General features: G+C 73.8%; 21 protein-coding genes. 12 read left to right on the top strand and 9 right to left on the bottom strand.

The features are described 5' to 3' along the window. Positions 1 to 75: 75 nt before the first annotated feature. Complete coding sequence (locus AB0447_RS03820) at positions 76 to 861, bottom strand: protein phosphatase 2C domain-containing protein (protein WP_366474824.1); 786 nt, start codon at positions 859 to 861, stop codon at positions 76 to 78. Positions 862 to 1,383: 522 nt separating this feature from the next. Between AB0447_RS03820 and AB0447_RS03815 the strand changes: the two genes are divergently transcribed. From AB0447_RS03815 to AB0447_RS03795, 5 genes are read left to right on the top strand one after another with little or no spacing between them, the layout of a single operon-like run. Then, complete coding sequence (locus tag AB0447_RS03815) at positions 1,384 to 4,530, top strand: nitrate- and nitrite sensing domain-containing protein (protein WP_366474823.1); 3,147 nt, start codon at positions 1,384 to 1,386, stop codon at positions 4,528 to 4,530. Then, a complete protein-coding gene (locus AB0447_RS03810) occupies positions 4,527 to 5,030 on the top strand; it encodes a roadblock/LC7 domain-containing protein (protein ID WP_366474822.1) in 504 nt (167 codons plus the stop codon). The genes AB0447_RS03815 and AB0447_RS03810 overlap by 4 nt, the downstream gene beginning before the upstream one ends. After that, a complete protein-coding gene (locus AB0447_RS03805) occupies positions 5,027 to 5,410 on the top strand; it encodes a DUF742 domain-containing protein (protein ID WP_366474821.1) in 384 nt (127 codons plus the stop codon). Before AB0447_RS03810 ends, AB0447_RS03805 begins: the two co-directional genes overlap by 4 nt. After that, positions 5,391 to 6,020, top strand: a complete 630-nt coding sequence (locus AB0447_RS03800) for an ATP/GTP-binding protein (protein WP_366474820.1) — start codon at positions 5,391 to 5,393, stop codon at positions 6,018 to 6,020. Before AB0447_RS03805 ends, AB0447_RS03800 begins: the two co-directional genes overlap by 20 nt. A 13-nt stretch (positions 6,021 to 6,033) precedes the next feature. Then, complete coding sequence (locus tag AB0447_RS03795) at positions 6,034 to 7,290, top strand: styrene monooxygenase/indole monooxygenase family protein (protein ID WP_366474819.1); 1,257 nt, start codon at positions 6,034 to 6,036, stop codon at positions 7,288 to 7,290. Here AB0447_RS03795 and AB0447_RS03790 read toward each other — a convergent pair. The 3 genes from AB0447_RS03790 to AB0447_RS03780 all read right to left on the bottom strand — a co-directional run bounded on the left by AB0447_RS03790 (position 7,245) and on the right by AB0447_RS03780 (position 9,416). Continuing rightward, entirely contained in the window at positions 7,245 to 8,294 is a 1,050-nt protein-coding gene (locus AB0447_RS03790; protein WP_366474818.1) for an NlpC/P60 family protein, read from the bottom strand. The genes AB0447_RS03795 and AB0447_RS03790 overlap by 46 nt on opposite strands. A 424-nt stretch (positions 8,295 to 8,718) precedes the next feature. Next, entirely contained in the window at positions 8,719 to 9,027 is a 309-nt protein-coding gene (locus AB0447_RS03785) for an SHOCT domain-containing protein (protein ID WP_366474817.1), read from the bottom strand. Next, positions 9,027 to 9,416 carry a DUF6325 family protein gene (locus tag AB0447_RS03780; protein WP_366475087.1) on the bottom strand — a complete coding sequence of 130 codons (390 nt, stop codon included), beginning with the start codon at positions 9,414 to 9,416 and terminating at the stop codon, positions 9,027 to 9,029. Before AB0447_RS03780 ends, AB0447_RS03785 begins: the two co-directional genes overlap by 1 nt. Before the next feature lie 94 nt (positions 9,417 to 9,510). On the opposite strand from AB0447_RS03780, the gene AB0447_RS03775 reads away from it, so the two are divergent. Genes AB0447_RS03775 through AB0447_RS03765 form a run of 3 tightly spaced genes read left to right on the top strand, consistent with a single transcriptional unit; the run spans position 9,511 to position 12,858 of the window. After that, positions 9,511 to 10,902 carry an FtsW/RodA/SpoVE family cell cycle protein gene (locus tag AB0447_RS03775; RefSeq protein ID WP_366474816.1) on the top strand — a complete coding sequence of 464 codons (1,392 nt, stop codon included), beginning with the start codon at positions 9,511 to 9,513 and terminating at the stop codon, positions 10,900 to 10,902. Continuing rightward, positions 10,899 to 12,359, top strand: a complete 1,461-nt coding sequence (locus AB0447_RS03770; RefSeq protein ID WP_366474815.1) for a penicillin-binding transpeptidase domain-containing protein — start codon at positions 10,899 to 10,901, stop codon at positions 12,357 to 12,359. Before AB0447_RS03775 ends, AB0447_RS03770 begins: the two co-directional genes overlap by 4 nt. 43 nt (positions 12,360 to 12,402) lie before the next feature. Next, on the top strand, positions 12,403 to 12,858 hold the full coding sequence (locus AB0447_RS03765) for a DUF3291 domain-containing protein (protein ID WP_366474814.1): 456 nt from the start codon (positions 12,403 to 12,405) through the stop codon (positions 12,856 to 12,858). Positions 12,859 to 12,879: 21 nt separating this feature from the next. On the opposite strand, the gene AB0447_RS03760 is transcribed toward AB0447_RS03765, so the two are convergent. Continuing rightward, positions 12,880 to 13,992 carry a ferritin-like domain-containing protein gene (locus AB0447_RS03760; protein ID WP_366474813.1) on the bottom strand — a complete coding sequence of 371 codons (1,113 nt, stop codon included), beginning with the start codon at positions 13,990 to 13,992 and terminating at the stop codon, positions 12,880 to 12,882. 214 nt (positions 13,993 to 14,206) lie between these two features. On the opposite strand from AB0447_RS03760, the gene AB0447_RS03755 reads away from it, so the two are divergent. Genes AB0447_RS03755 through AB0447_RS03745 form a run of 3 tightly spaced genes read left to right on the top strand, consistent with a single transcriptional unit; the run spans position 14,207 to position 16,224 of the window. Then, positions 14,207 to 15,154, top strand: a complete 948-nt coding sequence (locus AB0447_RS03755; RefSeq protein ID WP_366474812.1) for a diiron oxygenase — start codon at positions 14,207 to 14,209, stop codon at positions 15,152 to 15,154. Positions 15,155 to 15,206: 52 nt separating this feature from the next. After that, a complete protein-coding gene (locus AB0447_RS03750; RefSeq protein ID WP_366474811.1) occupies positions 15,207 to 15,947 on the top strand; it encodes a helix-turn-helix domain-containing protein in 741 nt (246 codons plus the stop codon). A 10-nt stretch (positions 15,948 to 15,957) separates the two neighbouring features. Then, a complete protein-coding gene (locus AB0447_RS03745) occupies positions 15,958 to 16,224 on the top strand; it encodes a hypothetical protein (protein WP_366474810.1) in 267 nt (88 codons plus the stop codon). Positions 16,225 to 17,011: 787 nt separating this feature from the next. On the opposite strand, the gene AB0447_RS03740 is transcribed toward AB0447_RS03745, so the two are convergent. From AB0447_RS03740 to AB0447_RS03730, 3 genes are all read right to left on the bottom strand, one after another. Further along, positions 17,012 to 18,304 carry a HAMP domain-containing sensor histidine kinase gene (locus tag AB0447_RS03740; protein ID WP_366474809.1) on the bottom strand — a complete coding sequence of 431 codons (1,293 nt, stop codon included), beginning with the start codon at positions 18,302 to 18,304 and terminating at the stop codon, positions 17,012 to 17,014. Further along, a complete protein-coding gene (locus tag AB0447_RS03735) occupies positions 18,301 to 19,002 on the bottom strand; it encodes a hypothetical protein (RefSeq protein WP_366474808.1) in 702 nt (233 codons plus the stop codon). Before AB0447_RS03735 ends, AB0447_RS03740 begins: the two co-directional genes overlap by 4 nt. Before the next feature lie 200 nt (positions 19,003 to 19,202). Further along, positions 19,203 to 19,850 carry a hypothetical protein gene (locus AB0447_RS03730; RefSeq protein ID WP_366474807.1) on the bottom strand — a complete coding sequence of 216 codons (648 nt, stop codon included), beginning with the start codon at positions 19,848 to 19,850 and terminating at the stop codon, positions 19,203 to 19,205. 234 nt (positions 19,851 to 20,084) lie between these two features. Here AB0447_RS03730 and AB0447_RS03725 point away from each other — a divergent pair, with 234 nt between their 5' ends. Further along, positions 20,085 to 20,906: a nuclease-related domain-containing protein gene (locus AB0447_RS03725; protein WP_366474806.1), complete on the top strand. Its 822-nt coding sequence runs from the start codon at positions 20,085 to 20,087 to the stop codon at positions 20,904 to 20,906. A gap of 346 nt (positions 20,907 to 21,252) precedes the next feature. Here AB0447_RS03725 and AB0447_RS03720 read toward each other — a convergent pair whose 3' ends face one another. Further along, on the bottom strand, positions 21,253 to 22,371 hold the full coding sequence (locus AB0447_RS03720) for a Ku protein (protein WP_366474805.1): 1,119 nt from the start codon (positions 22,369 to 22,371) through the stop codon (positions 21,253 to 21,255). Position 22,372 lies beyond the last annotated feature (1 nt).

Below are 22,372 nucleotides of genomic sequence, written 5' to 3'. Positions count from 1 at the left end.
GAGCCCGGTTTCGGGAAGGGGCGGGGAGGGGGAAGGCCCCGCGCAGCGGCCGCTGCCCACACGGCAGTGGCTGGGTCAGAGTTCGGCGTACACCGCCGAGGCGTCGTCGTGCCGTTTCCAGCGGCCCGGTGGCCGGGTGGGGTCGGACTCCAGGGTGCGGACCCGGCCGATCAGGGATTCCGCGCCCTCCTTCCGGAGCACGGCCATGCAGTCGGCCCAGTCGCCTTCCCTGAACGTCTCCGTCCACCGGCTCGCGCCGTCCGTGAGCGCGGCCACCGCCCGGACCCGTTCGCGCGGGGTGCGCCCGGTCACCGCCCGCCCGGCCGCGGCCGGGTCCGCCGCGGCCGTGTAGAAGCCGTTCTCCGCCTCGTACGCGTTGCGCAGCGCGTCCGTCGCCGCATGCGAGCGGAGCACCTCGGGCGGGAGCCGGTCGAGCCGGCCGTCGAGGACCGCCGTCACCTCCCCGGCCGGGGACTGGAGCAGCAGGACCGAGTCCGACAGGACGAGGTGCTCGACGTACGCCTCGTCCCAGCGGACCAGCACCACGGTCGCCTGCGGGGTGCGGATGTGAGAAAGGTCACAGCTGTCGCGGTGTGCGTCGGCGGTGTCACGGATGGCCTGCGCCAGGACCAGGTCCAGCCGCATGTCCCGTCGCGATCCGGACAGTTCGGTCAATCGGCCGCCGAGGCGGGCGGTGAACCACGGCACCCCGTGCACGCAGCCGTACTCCCCGCGCGGCGGGGTCACCCCGTCCAGGGCCACCAGCACGCCGCCCCCGCCGGAGGCGGGCACCGCGGCGGACACCCAGTCCTCGTTGGGGTGTTCCGGCGTGCCGGGGGCGGAGGCGAGGTCGATGCGCATACGGACAGTCTGCCCGGGATGTCCGGAACCGGGCCGCCGGGGGTGGGGGCCGGGAGGGGGGTGCGGAGCCGGTGCGACCCCGGGCGCCGGATGGTCCGTACCAAGTGTCCGGAATGCGGCGGGAGGTGGCATCCTGCGGAACCGGAGCGTCCGCGTGACATGTGGGCGGGCATACTGCCAAAGCTCCCGTCGATCTTTCAACCGGCTGTCCGTACCGGGCCCCTGACCCGGAGGCAGCCGAGTTGTTTGCCAACTCCTCCGTGATGTTCACTCGTTCGTGTGGCCGGGTGGGCGATGTGCGGCTCTGTCCCAAACACACTGCAATGGTCTGAAGCGGTACGAGGGAGCAGGGGGCGTTTACTTGTTGACCGGCCGTTACCTCGGCCACACGAGTAGACGAGCACGAGCACACGTACAGGATTGCGAGCACCGGTGCAGAAAAAGCGGTCTCGGAAGAACGGCACCGCCACAACCGCCGACGGACCCGCCATCGCAGGCCTCCCCACGGGGCGCCGCGTACGCGTGCGCCGGAGGCTGGTCATCAGCGTCGCCGTCGCCGGCCTCGCGGTCCTCGCGGCCGGCGCGCCCGCCGTCCTCTCCGCCACGGCTGACCTGAACGACTCCCAGGAGCTGGTCACCCGCGCCGACCAGGCCCGGCACACCCTCAGCCTCGCGCACGCCCTCGCCGACGAGCGCGACGCCGTCACCGAGTTCGTCGCCAAGGGGCGGCCGGGTGCCGGCAAGGCGGCCGTGCAGGAGCGGTCCGGGCGGGTCGACCGGCAGACGGCCGAGGTCCAGGCGGAAGCCGACGAAGAACTCGCCCGCGCCCTGGGCCGGGTCGAAGCCGTCCGCGGAGAGGCCGTCGATGGCAAGGGCAGTGCCCTCGCCGCCCACCAGGCCTACTCCGCGGTCATCGCGGAACTCCTCGCCCCGGGCGCCCGGCTGGCCGAGCTGACCCCGCCCCGGGCCACCCCCGCCCTGGCCACCACCCGGCCGCTGGCCCCCCTCGGCCTCGCCGTCGACCAGGCCTCGGCCACCCGTGGACTGCTGCTCGCCGCGCTGGCCGTCCCCCGCGGCGAGCAGCCCTCCTCCGCGCTCCCCTCCCCCCTGGAGGACTCACTCGCCACCGCCGCGCAGCGGGCGCGGGTACGGGAGCAGGGCGCGCTCGACGACTTCGCCCGGGCCGCCCGGCCCGACGTACGGGAAACCCTCGCGGCGACCGTCACCGGCCCGGAGGTGAAGGCGGCCGACGACTTCCTGGGCCGGCTCACCGACCGGCCCACGCTGTCCCCGGCCGACCGGAAGCTCGACGGCGAGACGGTCGGGGCCGCCCTGTCGGCCCGGATCGACCGCATGCGCTCGGTGGAGTCCACGCTGGCCGCCGAACGCGCCACCGCCATGGCCGGGCTCCGCGACGACGACGTGACCGCGCTGGAGATGCTGATCGCGCTGCTGGGCGTGCTGTTCCTGGTCGCGGTCGGCGTCATGACGGCCGTCGCCCGCTCCCTGACCCGCCCGCTGTCCGTGCTGCGGCGGGGCGCCGCCCGGCTGGCCACGGCGGAGGGCTCGGTGGAGCCGGTCCGCTTCACCGGCCGCAACGACGAGTTCGCCGACGTCGTCCGGTCGCTGAACGCGGTCCGCCAGATGACCGTCTCGCTGCACACCCGGATCGCCGGGCTGGACGCGGACCGGCGCCGGCTCATCGGCCGCAACGAGGCGCTGACCGCCGGGCGCACCGAACTCGAGGACGAACTCGCGGACCTGCGGGCCGGCCTGGAAGAACACCGCCGCATCATGTCGACCACCTCGGTGTCGCTGTCGCTGCGGACCCTCGGTCTGGTCGAACGCCAGCTCTCGGTCATCGAGGAGCTGGAATCGAAGGAGCAGGACCCCGACCGGCTCGCCACCCTGTTCAAGCTGGACCACCTGGCGACGGTCATGCGCCGCCACAACGAGAACCTGCTGGTCCTGGCCGGACAGGAGCACGGGCACGGGCAGGCGGGGCCGGTACCGCTGGTCGACGTCATGCGGGCGGCGGTCTCGGAGATCGAGCGCTACGAGCGCGTCGACCTGCAGGCGCTCCCCGCGTACACGCAGGTCGCGGGCCACGCCGCGGACGACATCTCGCACGTCCTGGCCGAGCTCCTGGAGAACGCGACCACCTTCTCCCCGCCGGAGGCCAAGGTGAAGGTCTCCGGCTGGCTGCTCGACTCGGGCGACGCGGTGCTGTCCGTCGTGGACGAGGGCATCGGCATCACCGAGGACCGGCTCGCCCTGCTCAACGAGCGGCTGTCCACGCCGGACGCGTACGAGGCGGAGCCCGAGGCCGAACACGGCCTGGGCCTCGGCCTCTACGTGGCCGGGCGGCTGGCCGCGCAGCACGGCGTGGAAGCCGAACTCCGGGCGTCCCGGAACGGCGGCACCGAAGCGCTGGTCGTCATCCCGGCCCCGCTGCTGCCGGCCGGCCCGCCGGCCACCCCGGTGCATGCGCTGGGCGTCCCCGGGGCGCCTTTCCTGCACCTCCCGGGCGTGGTGGCCGAGGCCAACGAAAACACCCTCCCGCCCCGCCTCCGCCCCCCGCGCCCGGCCACGGACGCGGCCCCGGCGGAACCGGATGCCGACCCCACGGCCCTTGCCGGCCCGGCGGCCACCCCGGCGGAACCGGACGCCGACCCCGCCGCCGCAACGGAACCCGACACCCTTGCCGGCCCGGCTGCCGAGCCGCAGCCGGAGCCGGACGCCGCGGCCGAGTTCCCCCCGGCCGGGCAGCCCCCGGCCGAGCAGCTGTTCCCGGCCGCGCCGGAGCCCGTCTCCGCGCCTGAGCACGCCTCCGCGCCGGACACCTTCCCGGAGCCCGGCCCTGCGGCCCGTCCCGGCGAGCCCGAGCCCGGCCTGCCGCCCGCCGAGCAGCTGTTCACGGCTGAGCCGGAACCTGCCGCTCCGGCCGAGCCGGGGCCGGATGCCGAGCCGCTGAGCGACGCCGGCCGGCCCGATGCCGGGCTGCCGCCCGCGGAGCAGGTCTTCACCGCCGCGGCGGAGCATGCGGCTCCGGCCGAGCCGGGGTCGGACGGCGAGCCGTCGGCCCACGCCGGCCGGCCCGATGCCGGGCTGCCGCCCGCGGAGCAGGTCTTCACCGCCGCGGCGGAGCACGCGGCTCCGGCCGAGCCGGCGCCGGACGCCGGGCCGGTGGCCCGCTCCGGCGGGTCCGGGGTCGGGCTGCCGCCCGTCAGCCAGGTGTTCACCGTGCCCGCGCCCGAGGTGGAGCTGCCCCCGCAGGGCCAGGTGTTCACGGTGCCCGCACCGGAGGCGCCCCCCACGGGGGAGGCCTTCGCCGCGGCGCCCGCGACGCCGGAGGCGCCCCCCACCGGGCAGGTCTTCACCGTGCCCGCACCCGCCCCGGCCCCCGCGCCGGAAGCGGACTCGCACGGGCTCGCCCCCGACGAGGCGCCCGCCGTCACCGACAAGGGCCTGCCCAAGCGGACCCCCCGCGTCGTGGCCGCCGGCCGCCCCGAGCCCAAGCCCGAGCCCAAGCGGGTCGATGCCGAGGAGCTGCGGCGCCGGCTCGGCGGGTTCTACCAGGGGGCCCGGGACGGGCGCCGCGTCGTCGCGGCCGAGCTCGCCGAGGGACACACCGATCAGGGGGACACCGCACAGGAGGCACGCACATGACCGCGCCCAGTACGTACGGACTGAGCACCCAGGCCCGCAACCTGCAGTGGCTGCTGACCGACCTGGTCGAGGAGGTGCCCGGCATCGTCTCCGTCGCCGTGGTGTCCTCCGACGGGCTGCTGCTCCTCTCCTCCGACCCGGAGGAGGGAGCACCGGGCGGCCGCCGGCCCGGACAACAGCAGAAGCAGCAGCCCCCCAAGGGCCCCCGCGGCGCCTCCGCCGACCTCGCCACCATCGTGTCCGGTCTCGGCAGCCTCACCACCGGCGCCGCCAACCTCATGGACGGCGGAGCCGTCAAGCAGACCATGGTGACGATGGAGCACGGCTCCGTCTTCGTCATGGCCATCAGCGACGGCTCCCTCCTCGGCGTGCACGCCACCCCCGACTGCGACATGAGCGTCGTCGCCTACCACATGGCGCTGTTCGTCGGCCGGGCCGGCCACGTCCTGACCCCCGAAGTCCGCAGCGAGCTGCGCCAGTCCCTGGAGAACGTCACGTGACTGTCGCGTCGCCGTCGTCGCGCCTTCCGATACGCGGGGCGGACCGCCGCCCCGCGCGTGTCCGCCCGTACTCGCTCACCGGTGGCCGCACCCGTTTCACCCAGGTCCTGCTCGTCGAGACCTTCGTCGCCACCCTGGACGCCACCCCGCGCAGCGGCGACCGCATGCCCGAGATGCCCGCCATCGTCGAGGTCTGCCGCCGCATGCGCACGATCGCCGAGGTCGCCGCGCTGCTGAAGCTGCCGCTCGGTGTCGTCCGCGTCCTGGTCAGCGACCTCGCCGACCAGGGAAGGATCCGCGTCTACGGGACCGGACACGGCACCGGCCGCCCCGACCGCGCACTGCTCGAAAGGGTGCTCAGTGGGCTCCGCCGTCTCTGAGAAGACACTGCCGGCCGCGGCCGCCGAAGACGGCGTCCAGCCCTGGCAGTACGACCGCTCCCGCGCGCCCATCGCCGTCAAGGTGCTGGTCGCGGGCGGGTTCGGGGTCGGTAAGACCACCTTCGTCTCCTCCGTCTCCGAGATCACCCCGCTCCGGACCGAGGCGGTGATGACCCAGGCCAGTGCCCCCACCGACGACCTGTCCGCCACCCCGGACAAGAACACCACCACGGTCGCCATGGACTTCGGCCGGGTGACCCTCGACGACGACCTCGTCCTCTACGTCTACGGCACCCCCGGCCAGGAACGCTTCTGGTTCATGTGGGACGACCTGGTCCGCGGCGCCATCGGCGGCATCGTGCTGGCCGACACCCGCCGGCTGCGCGACTGCTTCCCCGCCCTGGACTACTTCGAGAGCTGCGGGCTCCCGTACGCCGTCGCCGTCAACCACTTCGAGGGATCCACCTCCTACGAGGAGGAGGACGTACGCGAGGCGCTGACCGTCCCGCCCCACGTACCCGTGGTGATCATGGACGCGCGGCGCCGCGCCACCGTCGTCGAATCGCTGCTGACCCTCGTGGGGCACGCCCTCGACGCCACTCCGGAATAGGGATCAAGGGATCATGCGCAGGATACTTGTCGTCGGAGCCGGACAGTCCGGTCTCCAGCTCGCCCTCGGACTCCAGGCCAAGGGCTACGAGGTCACCCTCATGTCCAACCGGACCGCGGACGAGATCCGCACCGGCCGGGTCATGTCCACCCAGTGCATGTTCGACACCGCGCTCCGGCACGAGCGCGATCTGCAGATCAACTTCTGGGAGCAGCAGGCCCCCAGGATCGAGGGGCTGGGCGTCTCCGTCGCCGCCCCCGACGCCTCCCGCGCCATCGACTGGCTGGGCCGCCTCAAGGGCTACGCCCAGTCCGTCGACCAGCGCGTGAAGATGGCCGGCTGGCTGGACACCTTCGCGCAGCGCGGCGGGCAGCTGGTCATCCACGGCGCGTCCGTGTCCGACCTGGACTACTTCGCGACCACCTACGACCTGGTGCTGGTCGCGGCCGGCAAGGGCGAGCTGGTGTGCCTGTTCGGCCGGGACGCGGCGCGTTCCCCGTACGACGCACCGCAGCGGGCGCTGGCCGTCTCCTACGTGCACGGGCTCGGCCCGCGCCCCGAGCACCCGGAGACCGAGGCGGTCCGCTGCAACCTGGTGCCGGGCGTCGGCGAGCTGTTCGTCATGCCGACCCTGACCACGAGCGGCCGCGCGGACATCCTGTTCTGGGAGGGCCTCCCGGGCGGCCCGCTGGACGTCTTCACCGGCGTCACGGACCCGGCCGAGCACCTGGCGCTGACGCTGGCGCTGATGGAGAAGTTCACCCCGTGGGAGCACGCGCGGGCGACGAAGGCGGAGCTGACGGACGCGGGCGGCACCCTGGCCGGCCGGTACGCGCCGGTGGTCCGGAACCCGATCGGGCGGCTGCCGGGCGGCGGGCTCGTCCTCGGCGTCGCGGACGTGGTCGTGGCCAACGACCCGATCACCGGCCAGGGCTCCAACTCGGCGGCGAAGTGCGCGGCCTCGTACCTGTCCTCGATCCTGATGCACGGGGACAAGCCGTTCGACGAGGCCTGGATGAAGGCCACCTTCGACAAGTACTGGTTCACCGCCGGCAAGCCGGTGACCCAGTGGACCAACGCGATGCTGGACGTGCCGCCGGAGCACGTGCTCGACCTGATCGGCGCGGCCGGGCAGCTCCAGCCGGTGGCGGATCGTTTCGCCAACGGCTTCGACAACCCGGCCGACTTCGACGCGTATTTCTACGACCCCGAGGACGCCGCGGACTACCTGGCGGAGGTCTCGTCCTCCGGTGCCTCCTCGGCCGAGTAGCCGGTGTCGTCCCCCGCCGTGGCCGCCGCTTCCGGCAGCTCCGGCGGGGTGTACCAGGCCAGCGGGGTTCCGGCCGGGTCCGGGCGGACCGCGCCCAGCAGCGGATTGGCGGCGATCGGCGACACCTTGACCTTCGCGCCCGGCCGGGGCGCCTGGATGACCTTCCCGTCCCCGGCGTAGATCGCCACGTGGGTGGCCTTCGGGAAGTACACCACCAGGTCCCCGGGCCGCAGTTGGTCCAGCGGCACCTTCGGGAGCTGCGCCCACTGCTCCTGGCTGGTCCGCGGGATCGTCCGGCCGGCGTGCGCCCAGGCCTGCGAGGTGAGGCCCGAGCAGTCGAAGGAGGCCGGGCCCTCGGCGCCCCATACGTACGGCTTCCCGAGCTGCGCGGTCGCATAGCCGAGCGCGGCCCCGCCTGCGGCGGTCGGTGTGCCGGTCCGGGACGGGAGCCGCCCCGAATCCAGCAGCGCGCGCTGGGCCCTGTCGGTGCCGGCCCGCTCCCGGGCGGAGAGCTCGGCCAGCTGCTCGGCGGTCAGCGAGGCCAGCAGCCGCTCGACCTCCTTGAGCCGGCTCGCGGCCTCCTCCTTGTGCCGCTTCTGCTGGGCGGCGAGCGTCTGCTGGCCGTCCAGCGCCTTGCGGGCCCGGGTCGCCAGCCGGCCGACCCGCTTCTCGGCGCCGGTCAGACGCGCGATGACGGCTGCCCGGTGGCCGGCCTCCCGGGCGGTGAGCCGGCGCTCGTCCAGGGCCCGCTGGGGATCGCCGGACAGCAGCATCCGGGCGTACGGGGACAGCCCGCCGGTGGCCTCCTGGTACTGCATCCGCGCCAGCCGCCCGGCCTCGGCCCGCTCCTTGCCGAGCGCGGTGCGCGTCACGCCCAACTCCCCGCTGAGCTTGCGCTCCTCGTTCTGCCGGGCCTTGAGCGCGACCTCCGTGGCGTTGTACGCCTCGGCGGCCTCCTCGGCCTTCTGGTAGAGCCCCTGGAGCCGGGTGAGCAGCTGCGCCACATCGGCCGGTGCAGCCGGTGCGCCCGGTGCGCCCGGTGCGGCCGGAGCTCCGGGCTGCCGCGGGGCCCCGGCCGCCGCGCCCGGGGCCCCGGCCGTCGCGCCCGGGGCCCCGAGCTCCCCGGGCCCGCTCGACGCCCCCGGCACGTCCGGCGACCGGGGGGACGCGGTCGCGGGCGGGCCGCCAGGCAGGGCGGTGACCAATACCGCTGCGATACAAGCCGCGCAGAGCAGCCGACGTGACATGGGATCACCTCCGAGGCGGCGATCGTGCCACGCGCAATATGACAAATCACCCAGCAGATTCGGCCGAGTCGCCTCCCTCACCCGATCGGCCGCCCCGCCCGCCTGCCGGGTCGGCCGGACCGCCCGCCCGCCGGGTCACCCGCCTCGCCCGCCTGCCCGGCCGGACCCCCGGGAGGAGGGGCTACCCGCCGCCCAGCAGGCGGGACTTCGCCGACGCGAACTCCTCGGCGGTCAGCAGGCCCTCCCGGGCCAGGTCCGAGAGGCGGGCCAGCTGGTCGGCCAGATTGCCGGGGGGCGCGGCCGTGGGCGAGAGCTCGGACGCCGGGGGCGCGGCGGCTTCGGCCGGGCCCGCTGGCGGCGGGGCCGCCTGGCGGGACGCCTCGCCGCCGTTCCATACGTACGCGCCGCGGGCCAGCAGGCCGCGCAGCAGCGGCCGGCCCGCCGGGCGCTGGGCCGGGTGGACCACCGGGCCGACAGGACGGATGAACATCAGGCCACCCCCAGCCGCTCCGGCGGAATGCGGACCGAGCCCGCGATCCGGCCGCCCGCCGCACGGACCGCGACCGCCGCGTCGGCCGCCCACACGTGCTCCACCAGCAGGAGCAGCGCACAACTGCCCCGGTCCAGCAGATCCGCCGCCTCCTGGACGTCCTCCGGGCCGATCAGCCGGGCCACGTCGCGGCCCGCCAGCAGCCCCTCCAGCTCCCGGAACTCGTCGAACTCGGCGGCCAGCACCTCGCCCGCCGCCGTCTTCGTCGCGACCAGTCCGTCGATCAGCCGGACGTTGCCGGTCTTGCGCAGCCCCAGGACGGCATCGACCGCCGGCACCCGCAGCTGTTCCTCGGGAAAGGCGAGGACGATGAACTCCACAGGCCCCATGACCACGATCCCGGCTCCTGCCCGCTTCTGACGTTTCTTCGGCTCACTATGACATAGGCGGACATAACCTCAGAGAGCTTGCTACGTTTCCCATATGACCGCATTGACGGCAAAGGTGGCGGACCCTTCGGATCCCGCACCGCCACCCGGAGTACCCCACGCCAAGCGCAGCGGCATCGAGCTGGCCCTGCTCGCCGGTGCCGTCGCCCTCTCCGTCCTCGGCTACCTCTACGTCGGTCTCGCCACCGTCGGCCACATCCCCGCGGAGGCCTCCCGCTATGCCGCCGGCCTCGCCGTGGCCGCGCTCCTCGCGCATCTCGCCGTCCGCTTCGCCGCTCCGTACGCCGACCCGGTCCTGCTGCCCATCGCCGTACTCCTCAACGGCCTCGGCCTGGTCCTCATCCAGCGCCTGGACCTGACCACCCCGGCCCACCCCGCCTCCGGCACCCAGCTCGTCTGGTCCGCGCTCGGGGTGGCGCTCTTCATCCTGGTGGTCGCCGTACTCCGCGACCACCGCGTGCTCCAGCGGTACGCCTACCTCTCCGTCGCCGTCGCGCTGGTCCTGATGCTCGTCCCGGTCTTCTTCCCGCCCGTCAACGGCGCCCACATCTGGATCCGGGCGGCCGGATTCTCCTTCCAGCCCGGCGAGTTCGCCAAGATCCTGCTCGCCGTGTTCTTCGCCGCCTACCTGGCCGCCAACCGCACGGCCCTCGCCCTCACCGGCCGCCGCATCCTCTTCCTGCGCATGCTGCCGATGCGGGTGCTCGGGCCGATCCTGACGATCTGGCTGCTCAGCGTCGGGGTGCTGGTCCTGGAGCGGGACCTGGGCACCTCGCTGCTGTTCTTCGGGCTGTTCGTGATCATGCTGTTCACCGCCACCGGCCGGATCGGCTGGATCGCCGTCGGCCTGCTGCTGGCCGGCCTCGGCGCGTACGCCGTCGGCACCTTCGAACCGCACGTCCACGGCCGGGTCGAGGACTGGCAGAACCCCTTCGCCTCCATCGAGCGGGGCGAAGGCCCGGGCCAGCTGGCCCAGTCCCTGTTCGCGTTCGGCGCGGGCGGGCTGCTCGGCGCAGGCCTGGGCGACGGCCAGTCCTTCCTGATCGGCTTCGCCGCCAAGTCCGACTTCATCCTCGCCACCGCCGGCGAGGAACTCGGCCTGGCCGGCCTGGTCGCCCTCCTGGTGCTGTACGGGCTGCTGGTCGCGCGCGGCTTCGAGGCCGGGCTGGCGCTCCGCGACCCCTTCGGACGGCTGCTCGCCACCGGCCTGGCCTCCATCATCGCCCTCCAGGTCTTCGTGATCACCGGGGGTGTGACCGGGCTGATCCCGCTCACCGGGATGGCGATGCCCTTCCTGGCCCAGGGCGGCTCCTCGGTGGTCACCAACTGGATCATCGTCGCCCTGCTGGTCCGGCTGAGCGACTGCGCCCGCCGGCCCAGACCGGCCGGGGAAGGGGAGCCCGGAAGAGGGAGGTCCGCCGGATGATCCGGTACATCCGCTGGTGCGCCTGGTTCTGCGCCCTGCTGCTGGTCGCCCTGCTGGTCAACGCGGCCCGGGTGCAGCTGGTCGAGTCCGAGGCGCTGGCGGCGAACCCCGCCAACAAGCGGGCCGTCATCGCCCGGTACGCGCAGCCGCGCGGCCCCATCCTGGTGGACGGCCGGCCCGTCACCGGGACCCGGGACAGCGGACAGCTCCTGCGCTACGAGCGGACCTACACGAACGGCCCGCTCTACGCGCCGGTCACCGGCTTCTCCTCGCAGACCTACGGCACCAGCTTCGTGGAGCGGGCCGAGGACGCCGTCCTGGCGGGCACGGATCCCCGGCTGGCCGTCCTCCCGCTGTGGAACGACCTCGCCCGCAGCCGGCCGGACGGCGGCCGGGTCGCCACCACCATCAGGGCGAAGCTCCAGCTGGCCGCGTACACGGGGCTGGCGGGCAAGCGGGGCGCGGTGGCGGCCGTCGAGCCGGCCACCGGCCGCATCCTGGCCCTGGTCAGCAGCCCCTCGTACGACCCGGGGGTGCTGTCCGGGACCGGACCGCACGTCAAGGCGGCCTGGGACCGGCTGAACTCGGACCCGACCCGGCCGATGCTGAACCGGGCCCTGCGGGAGACCTACCCGCCCGGCTCCACCTTCAAGATCGTGACGGCGGCCGCGGCGCTGGACGCGGGCGTGGTCACGGACGTGGACGCGCCGACCACCACCCCGGACCCCTACCCGCTGCCCGGCACGCACACGCTGCTGCCGAACGCGGCCACCGGCTGCGAGGACGCGTCGATGGCGGAGGCGGTGCGCTGGTCCTGCAACACGGTGATGGCGAAGATCGGGGTGCAGGTGGGGCTGCGCCGGATGGTGGCGGCGGCGGAACGCTTCGGCTTCAACGACGCCGGGCTGCGCGTCCCGTCCTGGGTGTCCCGATCCGACTTCGACACCGACATGAGCCAGGACCAGCTGGCCCTGTCGTCCATCGGCCAGTTCAACACCAAGGCGACCCCGCTCCAGATGGCGATGGTTGCGGCGGCCGTCGCCAACGGCGGGGAGATCAAAACCCCCTATCTGGTGGACGGCACCAGCCAGGCGGACGGGGACCCGGTGCGGCGGGGCAGCCCGCACTCGCTGGGCCGGGCCATGAACCCGGCCACCGCGCTGCGGCTCCAGGAGCTGATGGTGGCGGTGGTGGAGGACGGCACGGGCCGCAACGCGGCCATCCGCGGTGCGGTGGTCGGCGGCAAGACCGGCACCGCCCAGCACGGGGTGGGCAACACCGGCACCCCGTACGCCTGGTTCATCGCCTGGGCGAAGGGGAAGCGGGCAGCCGTGCCGGAGGTCGCGGTGGCGGTGGTGGTCGAGGACGCGGCCGCGAACCGCGGCGACATCAGCGGCAACAGCGCGGCCGCGCCGATCGCGCGGAGCGTGATGCAGGCGGCCCTGTCCGCTCCGTGAAACTCCCTGTGAGCCCCGCCGGATGCGCGCCTATGGTGCGGACATGACGACGTACGAACTCGCCCAGGTGAACATAGCCCGGGCCAAATACCCTACGGACGCAGCCGAGTTCAAGGACTTCATGGACGGGCTGGAGCCCGTCAACGCCATCGCCGACCAGGCCGACGGCTTCGTCTGGCGGCTCCGGGACGATTCGGGCGACGCCACCTCGTACCGGGTGCTGGGCGACGACCGGATGCTGATCAACCTGTCGGTGTGGCGGGACCCCAACGCGCTGACCGCCTTCACGTACCAGGGGCTGCACCGGGAGTTCCTCGGCCGCCGCCGCGAGTGGTTCGAGCACCTGACGGACGCGGTCTCCGCGCTGTGGTGGGTGCCGGCGGGGGAGCGGCCGAGCGTGGCGGAGGCGGAGGCCCGGATCCTGCACCTGCGCGAGCACGGGCCGACGGAGTACGCCTTCAACCTCCGTACGTCGTTCCCGGCACCGGCCCCGAAGTAGCGGGGGACAGGGGGGAGGGGGTCAGGAGGCCGGCTCCGCGCCCTGCCCGATGGCCGCCTCCACCTCCGCCACCCGTGCCGCCTCCTCCGCCGCGAACCGCTCCGCGTCCAGCGCCTCCGCGAGCTCCTCGTCCTGGGCCATCAGCAGGTCGAGGTTGGAGTCGCCGAGGTCGAAGACCCCCATGTCCACGTACGCCTTCTGCAGCCGCTCCCCCCACAGCCCGATGTCCTTCACGCACGGCACGATCCGGCTGAACAGCAGCTTCCGGAACAGTCGGAGGAACTCGGACTGCTCGCTGATCTCCTCCGCCTCCCGCTTCGGGATGCCGAAGTTCTCCAGCACCTCCACCCCGCGGAGCCGGTCCCGCATCAGGTAGCAGCCCTCGATGACGAACTCCTCGCGCTCGCGGAGCTCGGCGTCCGTCAGCTCGCGGTAGTAGTCCCGCAGGGCCATCCGCCCGAAGGCCACGTGGCGGGCCTCGTCCTGCATCACGTACGACAGGATCTGCTTCGGCAGCGGCTTGTCCGTCGTGTCGCGGATCATCCCGAACGCCGCCAGCGCCAGCCCCTCGATCAGCACCTGCATGCCCAGGTACGGCATGTCCCACCGGGAATCGCGGAGCGTGTCGCCCAGCAGGCCCTGCAGGTTGTCGTTGATCGGGTAGAGCATGCCGATCTTCTCGTGCAGGAAGCGCGCGTAGATCTCCGCGTGCCGGGCCTCGTCCATGGTCTGGGTGGCGGAGTAGAACTTCGCGTCCAGGTCCGGCACGGACTCCACGATCCGGGCCGCGCACACCATCGCGCCCTGCTCTCCGTGCAGGAACTGGCTGAACTGCCAGGAGGTGTAGTGCCGGCGCAGGTCGCCCTTGTCCCGCTCGGTCATCTTCGCCCAGTGGCGGGTCCCGTAGAGGTTCAGGACCTCGTCAGGGGTGCCGAGCGGATCGTAGGGGTCCACTTCCAGGTCCCAGTCGATCCGCTTGTTGCCGTCCCACTGCTTGTCCTTGCCCTTCTGGTAGAGGGCCAGCAGGCGCTCCCGCCCGCCGTCGTACTCCCAGTTGAAGCGGGCCGCACCGGAGGCGGGCACCTGCCAGACGCCCTCACCCGGGCCGGTGGTGTAGAGCTCGTGCGACGACACTGGCGGGCCTCTTCTCCATGAACCTTGCGGAAATGGGCAGTTGGCGGTGCGAGCGGTGCGGGCGACGCGGTGGCGAGGGCCGCACTGGCAGTGCAACACGTTGGTAGACGCGGGGTCAACAAGTCGTGCGCGGGGGATTGACGACCTTGCTGACAAGCAGTCTCATAAGTCCTGACCGCTGGTAACCACTCAGGCTCATGAGGTGCCCGACGCGATGACGACCGTGACGAACGCGACGACCGTGACCGACCGCACCGTCCTGCGGGACGCCCTCGGCCTGCTCAAGGACCGCGAACAGGTCGCCGAGCGGCTGCTCGAATCCTCCGCCAAGCACTCCTTCGACCCCGACAAGGAACTCGACTGGGACGCCCCCACGGTCGACGGCAAGTACTTCTGGCCGCCCGAGCTGCTCTCCCTCTACGACACCCCGCTGTGGAAGCGGATGGGCGAGGAACAGCGGATCGACCTCTCCCGCCACGAAGCCGCCTCGCTCGCCTCCCTCGGCATCTGGTTCGAGATCATCCTGATGCAGCTGCTCGTCCGGCACATCTACGACAAGTCGCTGACCAGCAACCACGTCCGCTACGCGCTCACCGAGATCGCCGACGAGTGCCGGCACTCCATGATGTTCGCCAGGATGATCCAGAAGAGCGGCAGCCCCGAGTACCCGGTCTCCCGGCTCAACCACAACCTGGCCCGGATCCTCAAGACCGTCTCCACCACCCCCGGCTCCTTCGCCTGCACCCTCCTCGGCGAGGAGATCCTCGACTGGATGCAGCGGCTCACCTTCCCGGACGAGCGGATCCAGCCGCTGGTGCGCGGGGTCACCCGCATCCACGTCATCGAAGAGGCCCGCCACGTCCGGTACGCCCGCGAGGAGTTGCGCCGCCAGATGGCCACCGCACCGCGCTGGGAGCAGGAACTCACCCGGATCAGCTGCGGCGAGGCCGCCCGCGTCTTCTCCCTCGCCTTCGTGAACCCCGCCGTGTACGAGAACATCGGCCTCGACCGGCGCGAAGCCGTGGCCCAGGTGCGGGCCAGCGGCCACCGCCGGGAGGTGATGCAGACCGGGGCGAAGCGGCTCACCGACTTCCTCGACGACATCGGGGTGATGCGCGGAGTCGGCCGCAGGCTCTGGAAGAGCTCCGGCCTGCTCGCCTGACCGCGAACCCGGCGGCCGTGTCGCCGTCATGTCCGGGGGATACCCTGCGGACATGACCCGGACGACGCCCGCGGCCCCGGCCGCACCCCGCGCGTACCGCCGACTCAGCGTCGAGGAGCGCCGCGCGCAGCTCCTCGACGCCGCCCTGTCGCTGTTCGCGCACCGCGCCCCGGAGGACGTCTCCCTGGACGACGTCGCCGAGGTGGCGGGCGTCTCCCGGCCGCTGGTGTACCGGTACTTCCCCGGCGGCAAGCAGCAGCTGTACGAAGCGGCACTGCGCTCGGCGGCGGACGAGCTGGAACTCTGCTTCGCCGAACCGCAGGCCGGCCCGCTGACCCGGCGGCTGTCCCGCGCACTGGACCGCTACCTCGCCTTCGTCGACGAGCACGACGCGGGCTTCAGCGCCCTGCTGCAGGGCGGCAGCGTGGTGGAGACCTCCCGCACCACGGCGACCGTCGACGCGATCCGGCGCACCGCCGCCGACCAGATCCTGCTGCACCTCGCCGTACCGGCGCCGGGACCGCGGCTGCGCATGATGGTCCGTACGTGGATCACCGCGGTCGAGGCGGCCTCGCTGATCTGGATCGACGAGGGGAAGCAGCCGGGGGTGGAGGAACTGCGGGACTGGCTGGTCGACCAGTTCATCGCGCTGCTCACCGCGACGGCCGCCACCGACCCGGAAACGGCCGCGGCCGCGCGGGCCGCCCTGGCCCTGGAATCGGCGGACGGGCCGGTGGGGGTCCTCGCCAGGAGGGTGATCCCGGTGGTCTCCGAGGCGGCACACCTCCTGTGACACTGGTGGGGTGAGAAGCGAACCGACCCCCTTCGAGGGCGGCCCGATGGACGGCCGGATCCTCCCGATCCTGCTCGGCCCGACCGGCCATCCGCCGAAGTGGTACGAGATCCCGGTCCCGGACGGGGCGGGCGGGCCGCCGACCGTACTGCTGTACCAGCGGGTGCCGTCGGGCTACACGAAGCGGCTGCACCTCCAGAAGGGCTGGAAGTACGTCTTCGACCCGACGGGTGAGAAACCCAAGCTCCGCTGGCCCTGGACGAAGCCAGGCAGCTAGCGCCCGCCACGCGAAGCATTCGCCCACCCCGCCCCTCCCCGAACCCCGGCGCCAAGCCCCCGGCCCCCCGAGGGGGCTGCGCCCTCACCCGCCAGCCATGCGGACTGCGCGAGTGGGCTGCGCCCTCACCCGCCGGCCCCCGACGGGGCTGCGCCCCGACCCGCGGGGCGCGGGGGCTGCGCCCAGACCCGCTGGCCTCCGATGGGGCGCTGCCACCTCTACCCGCCGGGCGAGTGGGCTGCACTCCCACCCGCTGGCCTCCGACGGGGCTGCTCCCCTACCCGCGGGGCGCGTGGGCTGCGACCCTAGCCGCTAGCCGCGTGTGCTCCGCCCCGACCCGCTGGCCTCCGATCGTGCTGCGCCGCCGCCCGTCGGCCGCGACGGGGTTGCGCCCTCACCCGCCGGCCGCGTGGGCTGGGCTCCCACTCGAGCCGCGTGGGGCTGCGCCCTCACCCGCTGGCCTCCTATGGGGCTGCGCCCTCACCCGTCGCCCGCGTAGGGCTGCGCCCCTACCCGCCGGGCATGCGGCGGCCGTTCCCCCGCGGCGGGCTGGATTGCGGAGCAATTCCAGCCCCGCCGGCGTTTGAGGCGCGGGGTCCGGGGCGGAGCCCCGGGGGTCGGGCGGAGCCGGGGCCGAAGCGGCGCAGCCCGGCCGTACCCTCCGCGCCGCACGTCCCGGGGAAGGGGCCCGCCCGGCCGTAACCGCCGCGCAGCTCGGCCAGGGGAAGGGGCCGCCCGGCAAGACCCGGCGCGCGGCTCGCCGAGAGCGCGGGACAGGCCGGAGGGGCTATGGCTGGTCCGGGCAGGGGCCGGGCTGCGCGCCCGGTGGGGGTTCCGGGAGGGTCAGGGTGGCGACGGCGCCGCCGTCCTCCGCGTTGCGGAACACCAGCTTCGCGCCGATCACCTCCGCCTGCCCCACCGCGATCGTCAGCCCCAGCCCCGTCCCCTTCCCACCCGCCTGCGGCTCCGTACGGAACCGCTGCGGCCCGTGCGCCACCAAGTAGTCCGGGTACCCGTCCCCGTGGTCCCGCACCGTCACCACCGCCCCGTCCACCGTCAGCACCACCGGCCCACGCCCGTGCTTGTGCGCGTTGGCGACCAGGTTGCCCAGCACCCGCTCCAGCCGCCGCCGGTCCGTCTCCACGTACAGGTCCCGGACCACCACCACCTCGGTGGAGGTCCCGGACGCCGCGGACGCCCGCACCACCCGCTCCGCCAACGCCCCCAGCGGCTGGAGCTCCGACTCCACCTGCTCGCTGCCCGAGTCCAGCCGGGAGATCTCCAGCAGGTCCTCGGTGAGCTGCCGCATCGTCCGCACCCGCTCCTGCACCAGCTGCGTGGGCCGCCCCTCCGGCAGCAGCTCCGAGGCCGCCTGCAGCCCGGTCAGCGGGGTGCGCAGCTCGTGCGCCACGTCGGCGGTGAACCGCTGCTCGCTCAGCAGCTTCGCCTGCAGCGTGGCCGCCATGGTGTCCAGCGCCCCGGCGACCGTCCCCACCTCGTCCTGCCGCCGCGCCGGATCCTTCGTACGGGGGTCCCCGACCCTCGCGTCCAGGTCGCCCTGGGTGATCCGGCGGGCGACGGTCGCGGTCTGGTGCAGCCGGCGGGTGACCCGGGTGACGGCGAACGCGCCGATCAGCAGCGTGCCTCCGATGGCCAGCACCGAGGAGCCGATGATCGCGTTGTCGAGGCCGCTGATGGTGCTCGCGCTCTGCGTGTAGTCGACGGCGACCGCCAGCGCCCGCCCGTCGGCGGGGGCCGCCGCCCACATCGTCGGCCGGCCCTCGTGGTCGGCGACCAAGGTCCCGCGCTGCCCGCGGAGGGCGAGCGCCCGCAGCGACTCCGGCAGCCCCGCCGGGTCGATGCCGGACTCGGGCGGCAGCGCCTCGCCCGCCTCGTACCGCCGGGCGGTGTCGGTGAGCTTGGCGAGGGCCTTCTCGCGGGCCGTGGCGACGGTCTGCCGGGTCACCTCCACATGCACCAGCACGCCCAGCACGGCCGCCAGCGAGCAGCACATGACCACGATGAAGCACGCCGACTTCCAGGTCAGGGTCGCGGTCCAGGCCGGCAGCCGGAGCCTCATGACGCGCCCGGCGCCGGCACCCGGGTGATCTGCTCCCGGGTCTGCAGCATGGTCCGCTGCTTGTCGTCGTACGACCAGGCGGTGGCCAGCTCGTAGCCGGGATTGCCGCTCGGCATCCGCACGATCAGGTCCCGGCCTGCCAGCTCCACGCTGATCACGGACTGCGTGGTGGCCATGATCCGGTTGAGCCGGCCGTCCGGGTCGGCGGTGTAGACGCGGACGGACATCATGTGCTCGCGCCCCGGGAACTCGATGCCGACGATCAGCTCGTCCCGGCCGTTGCCGGTGAGGTCCCGGTAGTAGGGCTTCAGGACCGGACAGGCGCCGGACTCCTCGGACGGCCCCGACCCCGGCTTGCACGCCCGGATGGCGTCGGCGGTCTCCTGCGGCATCCCGTCCGGGCCGAGGACCTGGTCGCCGTGGGCCTTCAGCTCGGCCTGGACCAGCGCGACCGGGTCCACCTGGTGCACGTTCTGCCCGGTGACGGGCGGCAGGTCCCGTACGTACTCGGGCGGCGCCCCACCGGGATCGGCGGGCAGTACGGAGGCCCCCTGGCGGCCGGGCCACAGATGCACCGGGCCGTTGGCGGTGGGGGTGGGGCCGGCGCTCGCCAGACCGCCGGTACCGGTTCCGCAGCCGGTCAGCAGCAGGAGCACCGAGGTGGCCGAGAGCAGCAGGAACGCACGAGGCGACGTCACGGAACCCTGTGCCTCCTTGGTCGGGCTGCTGCCGCGGCCGCGGCAGCACCCGCGACTGCGGGCATGCGGGCTACGGGCTGTGGGCTGATCACGGGCAAGATCTGTCCGCACTGGGCGCGTGCCGACAGGACACCTCTGTCCGGTCAACCTTATGCGGACGTAAGTCCGTTTTGCCCTCAACTATTTTCGGCCAGACATATCTACGTTTCGGTCCGGCCCCGCCGCAGCATCGCGAACCCCAGCCCGGCCGCCCCGGCCGCCGCCATGCCGCCGCCCGCCGCGATCAGCAGCATCCCGTCGCCGTGCCGGTCGGCCAGCGTGTTCAGCCGGAGCGCCTCGGCCGGCCCGGCGGCGCGCAGCGGGGCGTCGGCGGAGGCGTCGGCGGACGCGTCGGCCGGGGCCACGGCCGGGGTGGTGTCCGGGGTGGTGTCCGGGACGGTCGCTCCCGTCCGCTGGGCGGTCTTGCGGCCGTCCTGCGACGCGAAGGCGGTCCGGTCCGCGGGCCGGCCGTCGCCCTGGGCGGGCAGCCAGGAGGAGAGCCGGCCGTCGGGCTGCAGTGAGACGCGCAGGGCGTCCGTACCTCCGAAACCCGGGGCGCCGTCCCGGCTGCCGAGGCCGGCGATCCTGGTGCCGCCGTTCATGATGTCCGCCTCGTAGGCGCCCTCGGCGACCCGGTACACGTGGGCCGTGGACACGCCGTCCGCCAGCGTGAGGCTCTTGACCAGGGTCCGCGGGGCCGCGGCCGGCGCGTCGTCCGCCAGGGCGGCGGCGGCCGGCAGGGCCAGCACGCCACCGGCGCAGGCGGCGACGGCGGCGGCGCGGACGAGGGGACGGCGGGCGGTGATCACGGGAAGTCCTTCAGGCTGGTGCTGGTGCGAACAGGTCTGCGAACGCGTCAGGGTGTGGCCAAAGTAAGCGGCTGCCGTTGCGGCCTCGCCCAGGTTGTGTAACAGGCAACCGGCGCTGTCCCCACGGAGTCGTTACACGACCGCCGGATTCCGCGCGGGTCCGCGGGCAGGCCCCGCCGGGGGGATTGCCGAGGACGCCCCCGGCTGCTCCCATGGACGGCGGGGGTGACGCCGATGGCGAAGACTTCGCGCGGACTGAAGGTCCTGCCGGCCGGCAAGCTGGGCCGCGGACGGCTGTACGTGAACACGCCCGACGGGCGCAGCGTGGCCTGGTTCGACCGGGAGACCGGGCGGGTCAGCGTGCTCGCGGAGGAGCAGTGCGAGGCGGTGCTGGCGGCCCTGCGCCCGTACCTGACCGGCAGCTACACGGTCGGCCCGCCACCGGTGCCGTCCCGGGCCGACCTGGTGCGGCTGGCCCTGCACCCGGACGACGACCTGGCGCCCAACCGGCCCGGCGAGGCGCTGCTCGGCGAACTCGAACACGGCCTCGGCACCACCGGCGCCCGCGCCCGGCACCGGCTGCGCCAGGACCTCCTCGCCCAGCAGCGGATGGGCGCCGAGTTCGACGAGCTGGAGGGCGCGGGCTGGCGCGTCCTGCACTCGATCCCGCTGCCGGGCGGCGGGCACATCGACCACCTGCTGATCGGGCCGGCCGGGGTGCTGTGCGTCCGCACCGTCCCGGGCCGCCGCCAGCGCGTCCAGGTCGGCGACCTGCTGGTCACGGTCGGCCGCGCCGAACCCCGCCCGGACCCGCGCTGGGCCCGCCGCGCTGCTGCCCGCGCCTCCCACGCCCTGACGGTCGCGGTCACCCCGGCCCTGGCCGTGGTCGACGCCTCCCGCACCGACGTGACCCCCACGCTCCGGGACATCCGCATCCTCCGCCCCGGCGCGACCGCCGCCCTCTCCCAGGAGGGCGGCGTCCTGAAGCCGACGGAGATCGACGCCCTGTACGCAACGGCCCGCGACCGCACAACCTGGACCACCCCGACCCGCTGACGGCACCCTCGCCCCCGGCTGCGCAGCCGCAGCCGGGGCGGGCCCGCAGCCCGAGGCCGGCCCCAAAGCCGGGGCGGAGCCGCAGCTCGAGGCCGAGGCCGACCCGGCAGCCGGTGCCGGGGCAGGAGCTGGGGCTGGGCCGGGGCCGGGGCAGAGCAGGGGCCGGAGCCGCAGCCCGAGGCCGGCCCCGCAGCTGGGGCTGGGGCCGGGGCGCCGGGCCGGAGCTGGGGCTGGGGGCCGCAACCGCAGCCGGGGGCCGCAGCCGCACCCACGGCTGGAGCCGCAGCCCGAGGCCGACCCCACAGCTGGAGCCGCAGCCGACGACGCCGGGCCGAGGCCGGCTCCGTCAGGCCGAAGTCCGCTTGCGCGGGGCGGCCTTCTTCGCCGTCGTCTTCTTCGCCGTGGTCTTCTTGGCAGTCGACGCCTTCGACGTCGTCTTCTTCGCCGCGGCCCCCGCCCCCGCCGACTTCGCCGACGCGGACGTCGACTTCTTCTTCGACGCCGCCGCTGCCGTCTTCTTCGTCGCCGTCGACTTCTTCCCGCCCACCGCCTTCGGCTCCGCGGTCCCGGTCCCGGCCCCGGTCCTGGCCGCGGCCTTCGACGACGCCCGCTTGCGCCCGATCGGCGTCACCGCCGCCGGCTCCGCTCCCTCCCCCTTCTCCGCCTCCGGCTCCGTCGCCTCCCCCCGCGACGCCTTCGCCGCCTTGACGCTCCGCTCCAGTGCCGCCATCAGGTCGATCACCTGCCCGCTCGCGCGCTCCGCCTCGGGCGCCAGCTCCCGCTCGATCGCCTCGCCCGACTTCGCCGCCAGCAGCGCCTCCACCGCCTCGCGGTAGTCGTCGTGCAGCGAGGACACCTCGACGTCCCCCAGCGTCGCCATCAGCGCGTCCGCCAAGTCGAGTTCGGCCTCCCGGACCGTGACCTTGGTCTCCGGGGCCACGCCCTCCGGCGCGCGGATCTCGTCCGGCCACAACAGCCCGTGCATCGCGATCACATCGTCGACGACCCGCAGCATGCCCAGCCGTTCCCGCCCGCGCAGCGCGAACTTGGCGATGGCCACCTTCTCGCTCCGCTTCAGCGCCTCCCGCAGCAGCGTGTACGGCTTGGCCGCCGGAACCCCGTTCGCCGCCAGGTAGTACGCCGCGTCCATCTGCAGCGGGTCGATCTCCGACGCCGGCACGAACGACACGATCTCGATGGTCTTCGCCGTCGGCAGCGGCAGCCGCGCGAGATCCTCGTCCGTGATCGGGATGATCGAGCCGTCGGCCTCCTCGTACCCCTTGCCGATCTCGGAGGACGGGATCTCCTCCCCGTCCAGCTCGCACACCTTCCGGTAGCGGATCCGCCCGCCGTCCTCCAGATGGATCTGGCGGAAGGAGATTGAGTGGTTCTCGGTGGCGTTCACCAGCTTGATCGGGATGCTGACCAGGCCGAAAGAGATCGCACCATTCCAGATGGATCGCACG

The organism is Streptomyces sp. NPDC051211, from assembly GCF_040689505.1.
Lineage (GTDB): Bacteria > Actinomycetota > Actinomycetes > Streptomycetales > Streptomycetaceae > Streptomyces.
The sequence above is the reverse complement of the archived record's forward strand: the minus strand, read 5'-3'. Positions and strand labels throughout refer to the sequence as shown.

What these genes read in the sequence shown, in the direction of transcription:
- AB0447_RS03820 (WP_366474824.1), bottom strand. Translation starts at nt 861, where the DNA reads ATGCGCATCGACCTCGCCTCCGCCCCCGGCACGCCGGAACACCCCAAC.
- AB0447_RS03810 (WP_366474822.1), top strand. Translation starts at nt 4,527, where the DNA reads ATGACCGCGCCCAGTACGTACGGACTGAGCACCCAGGCCCGCAACCTG.
- AB0447_RS03795 (WP_366474819.1), top strand. Translation starts at nt 6,034, where the DNA reads ATGCGCAGGATACTTGTCGTCGGAGCCGGACAGTCCGGTCTCCAGCTC.
- AB0447_RS03785 (WP_366474817.1), bottom strand. Translation starts at nt 9,027, where the DNA reads ATGTTCATCCGTCCTGTCGGCCCGGTGGTCCACCCGGCCCAGCGCCCG.
- AB0447_RS03780 (WP_366475087.1), bottom strand. Translation starts at nt 9,416, where the DNA reads ATGGGGCCTGTGGAGTTCATCGTCCTCGCCTTTCCCGAGGAACAGCTG.
- AB0447_RS03775 (WP_366474816.1), top strand. Translation starts at nt 9,511, where the DNA reads ATGACCGCATTGACGGCAAAGGTGGCGGACCCTTCGGATCCCGCACCG.
- AB0447_RS03770 (WP_366474815.1), top strand. Translation starts at nt 10,899, where the DNA reads ATGATCCGGTACATCCGCTGGTGCGCCTGGTTCTGCGCCCTGCTGCTG.
- AB0447_RS03765 (WP_366474814.1), top strand. Translation starts at nt 12,403, where the DNA reads ATGACGACGTACGAACTCGCCCAGGTGAACATAGCCCGGGCCAAATAC.
- AB0447_RS03755 (WP_366474812.1), top strand. Translation starts at nt 14,207, where the DNA reads ATGACGACCGTGACGAACGCGACGACCGTGACCGACCGCACCGTCCTG.
- AB0447_RS03750 (WP_366474811.1), top strand. Translation starts at nt 15,207, where the DNA reads ATGACCCGGACGACGCCCGCGGCCCCGGCCGCACCCCGCGCGTACCGC.
- AB0447_RS03740 (WP_366474809.1), bottom strand. Translation starts at nt 18,304, where the DNA reads ATGAGGCTCCGGCTGCCGGCCTGGACCGCGACCCTGACCTGGAAGTCG.
- AB0447_RS03725 (WP_366474806.1), top strand. Translation starts at nt 20,085, where the DNA reads ATGGCGAAGACTTCGCGCGGACTGAAGGTCCTGCCGGCCGGCAAGCTG.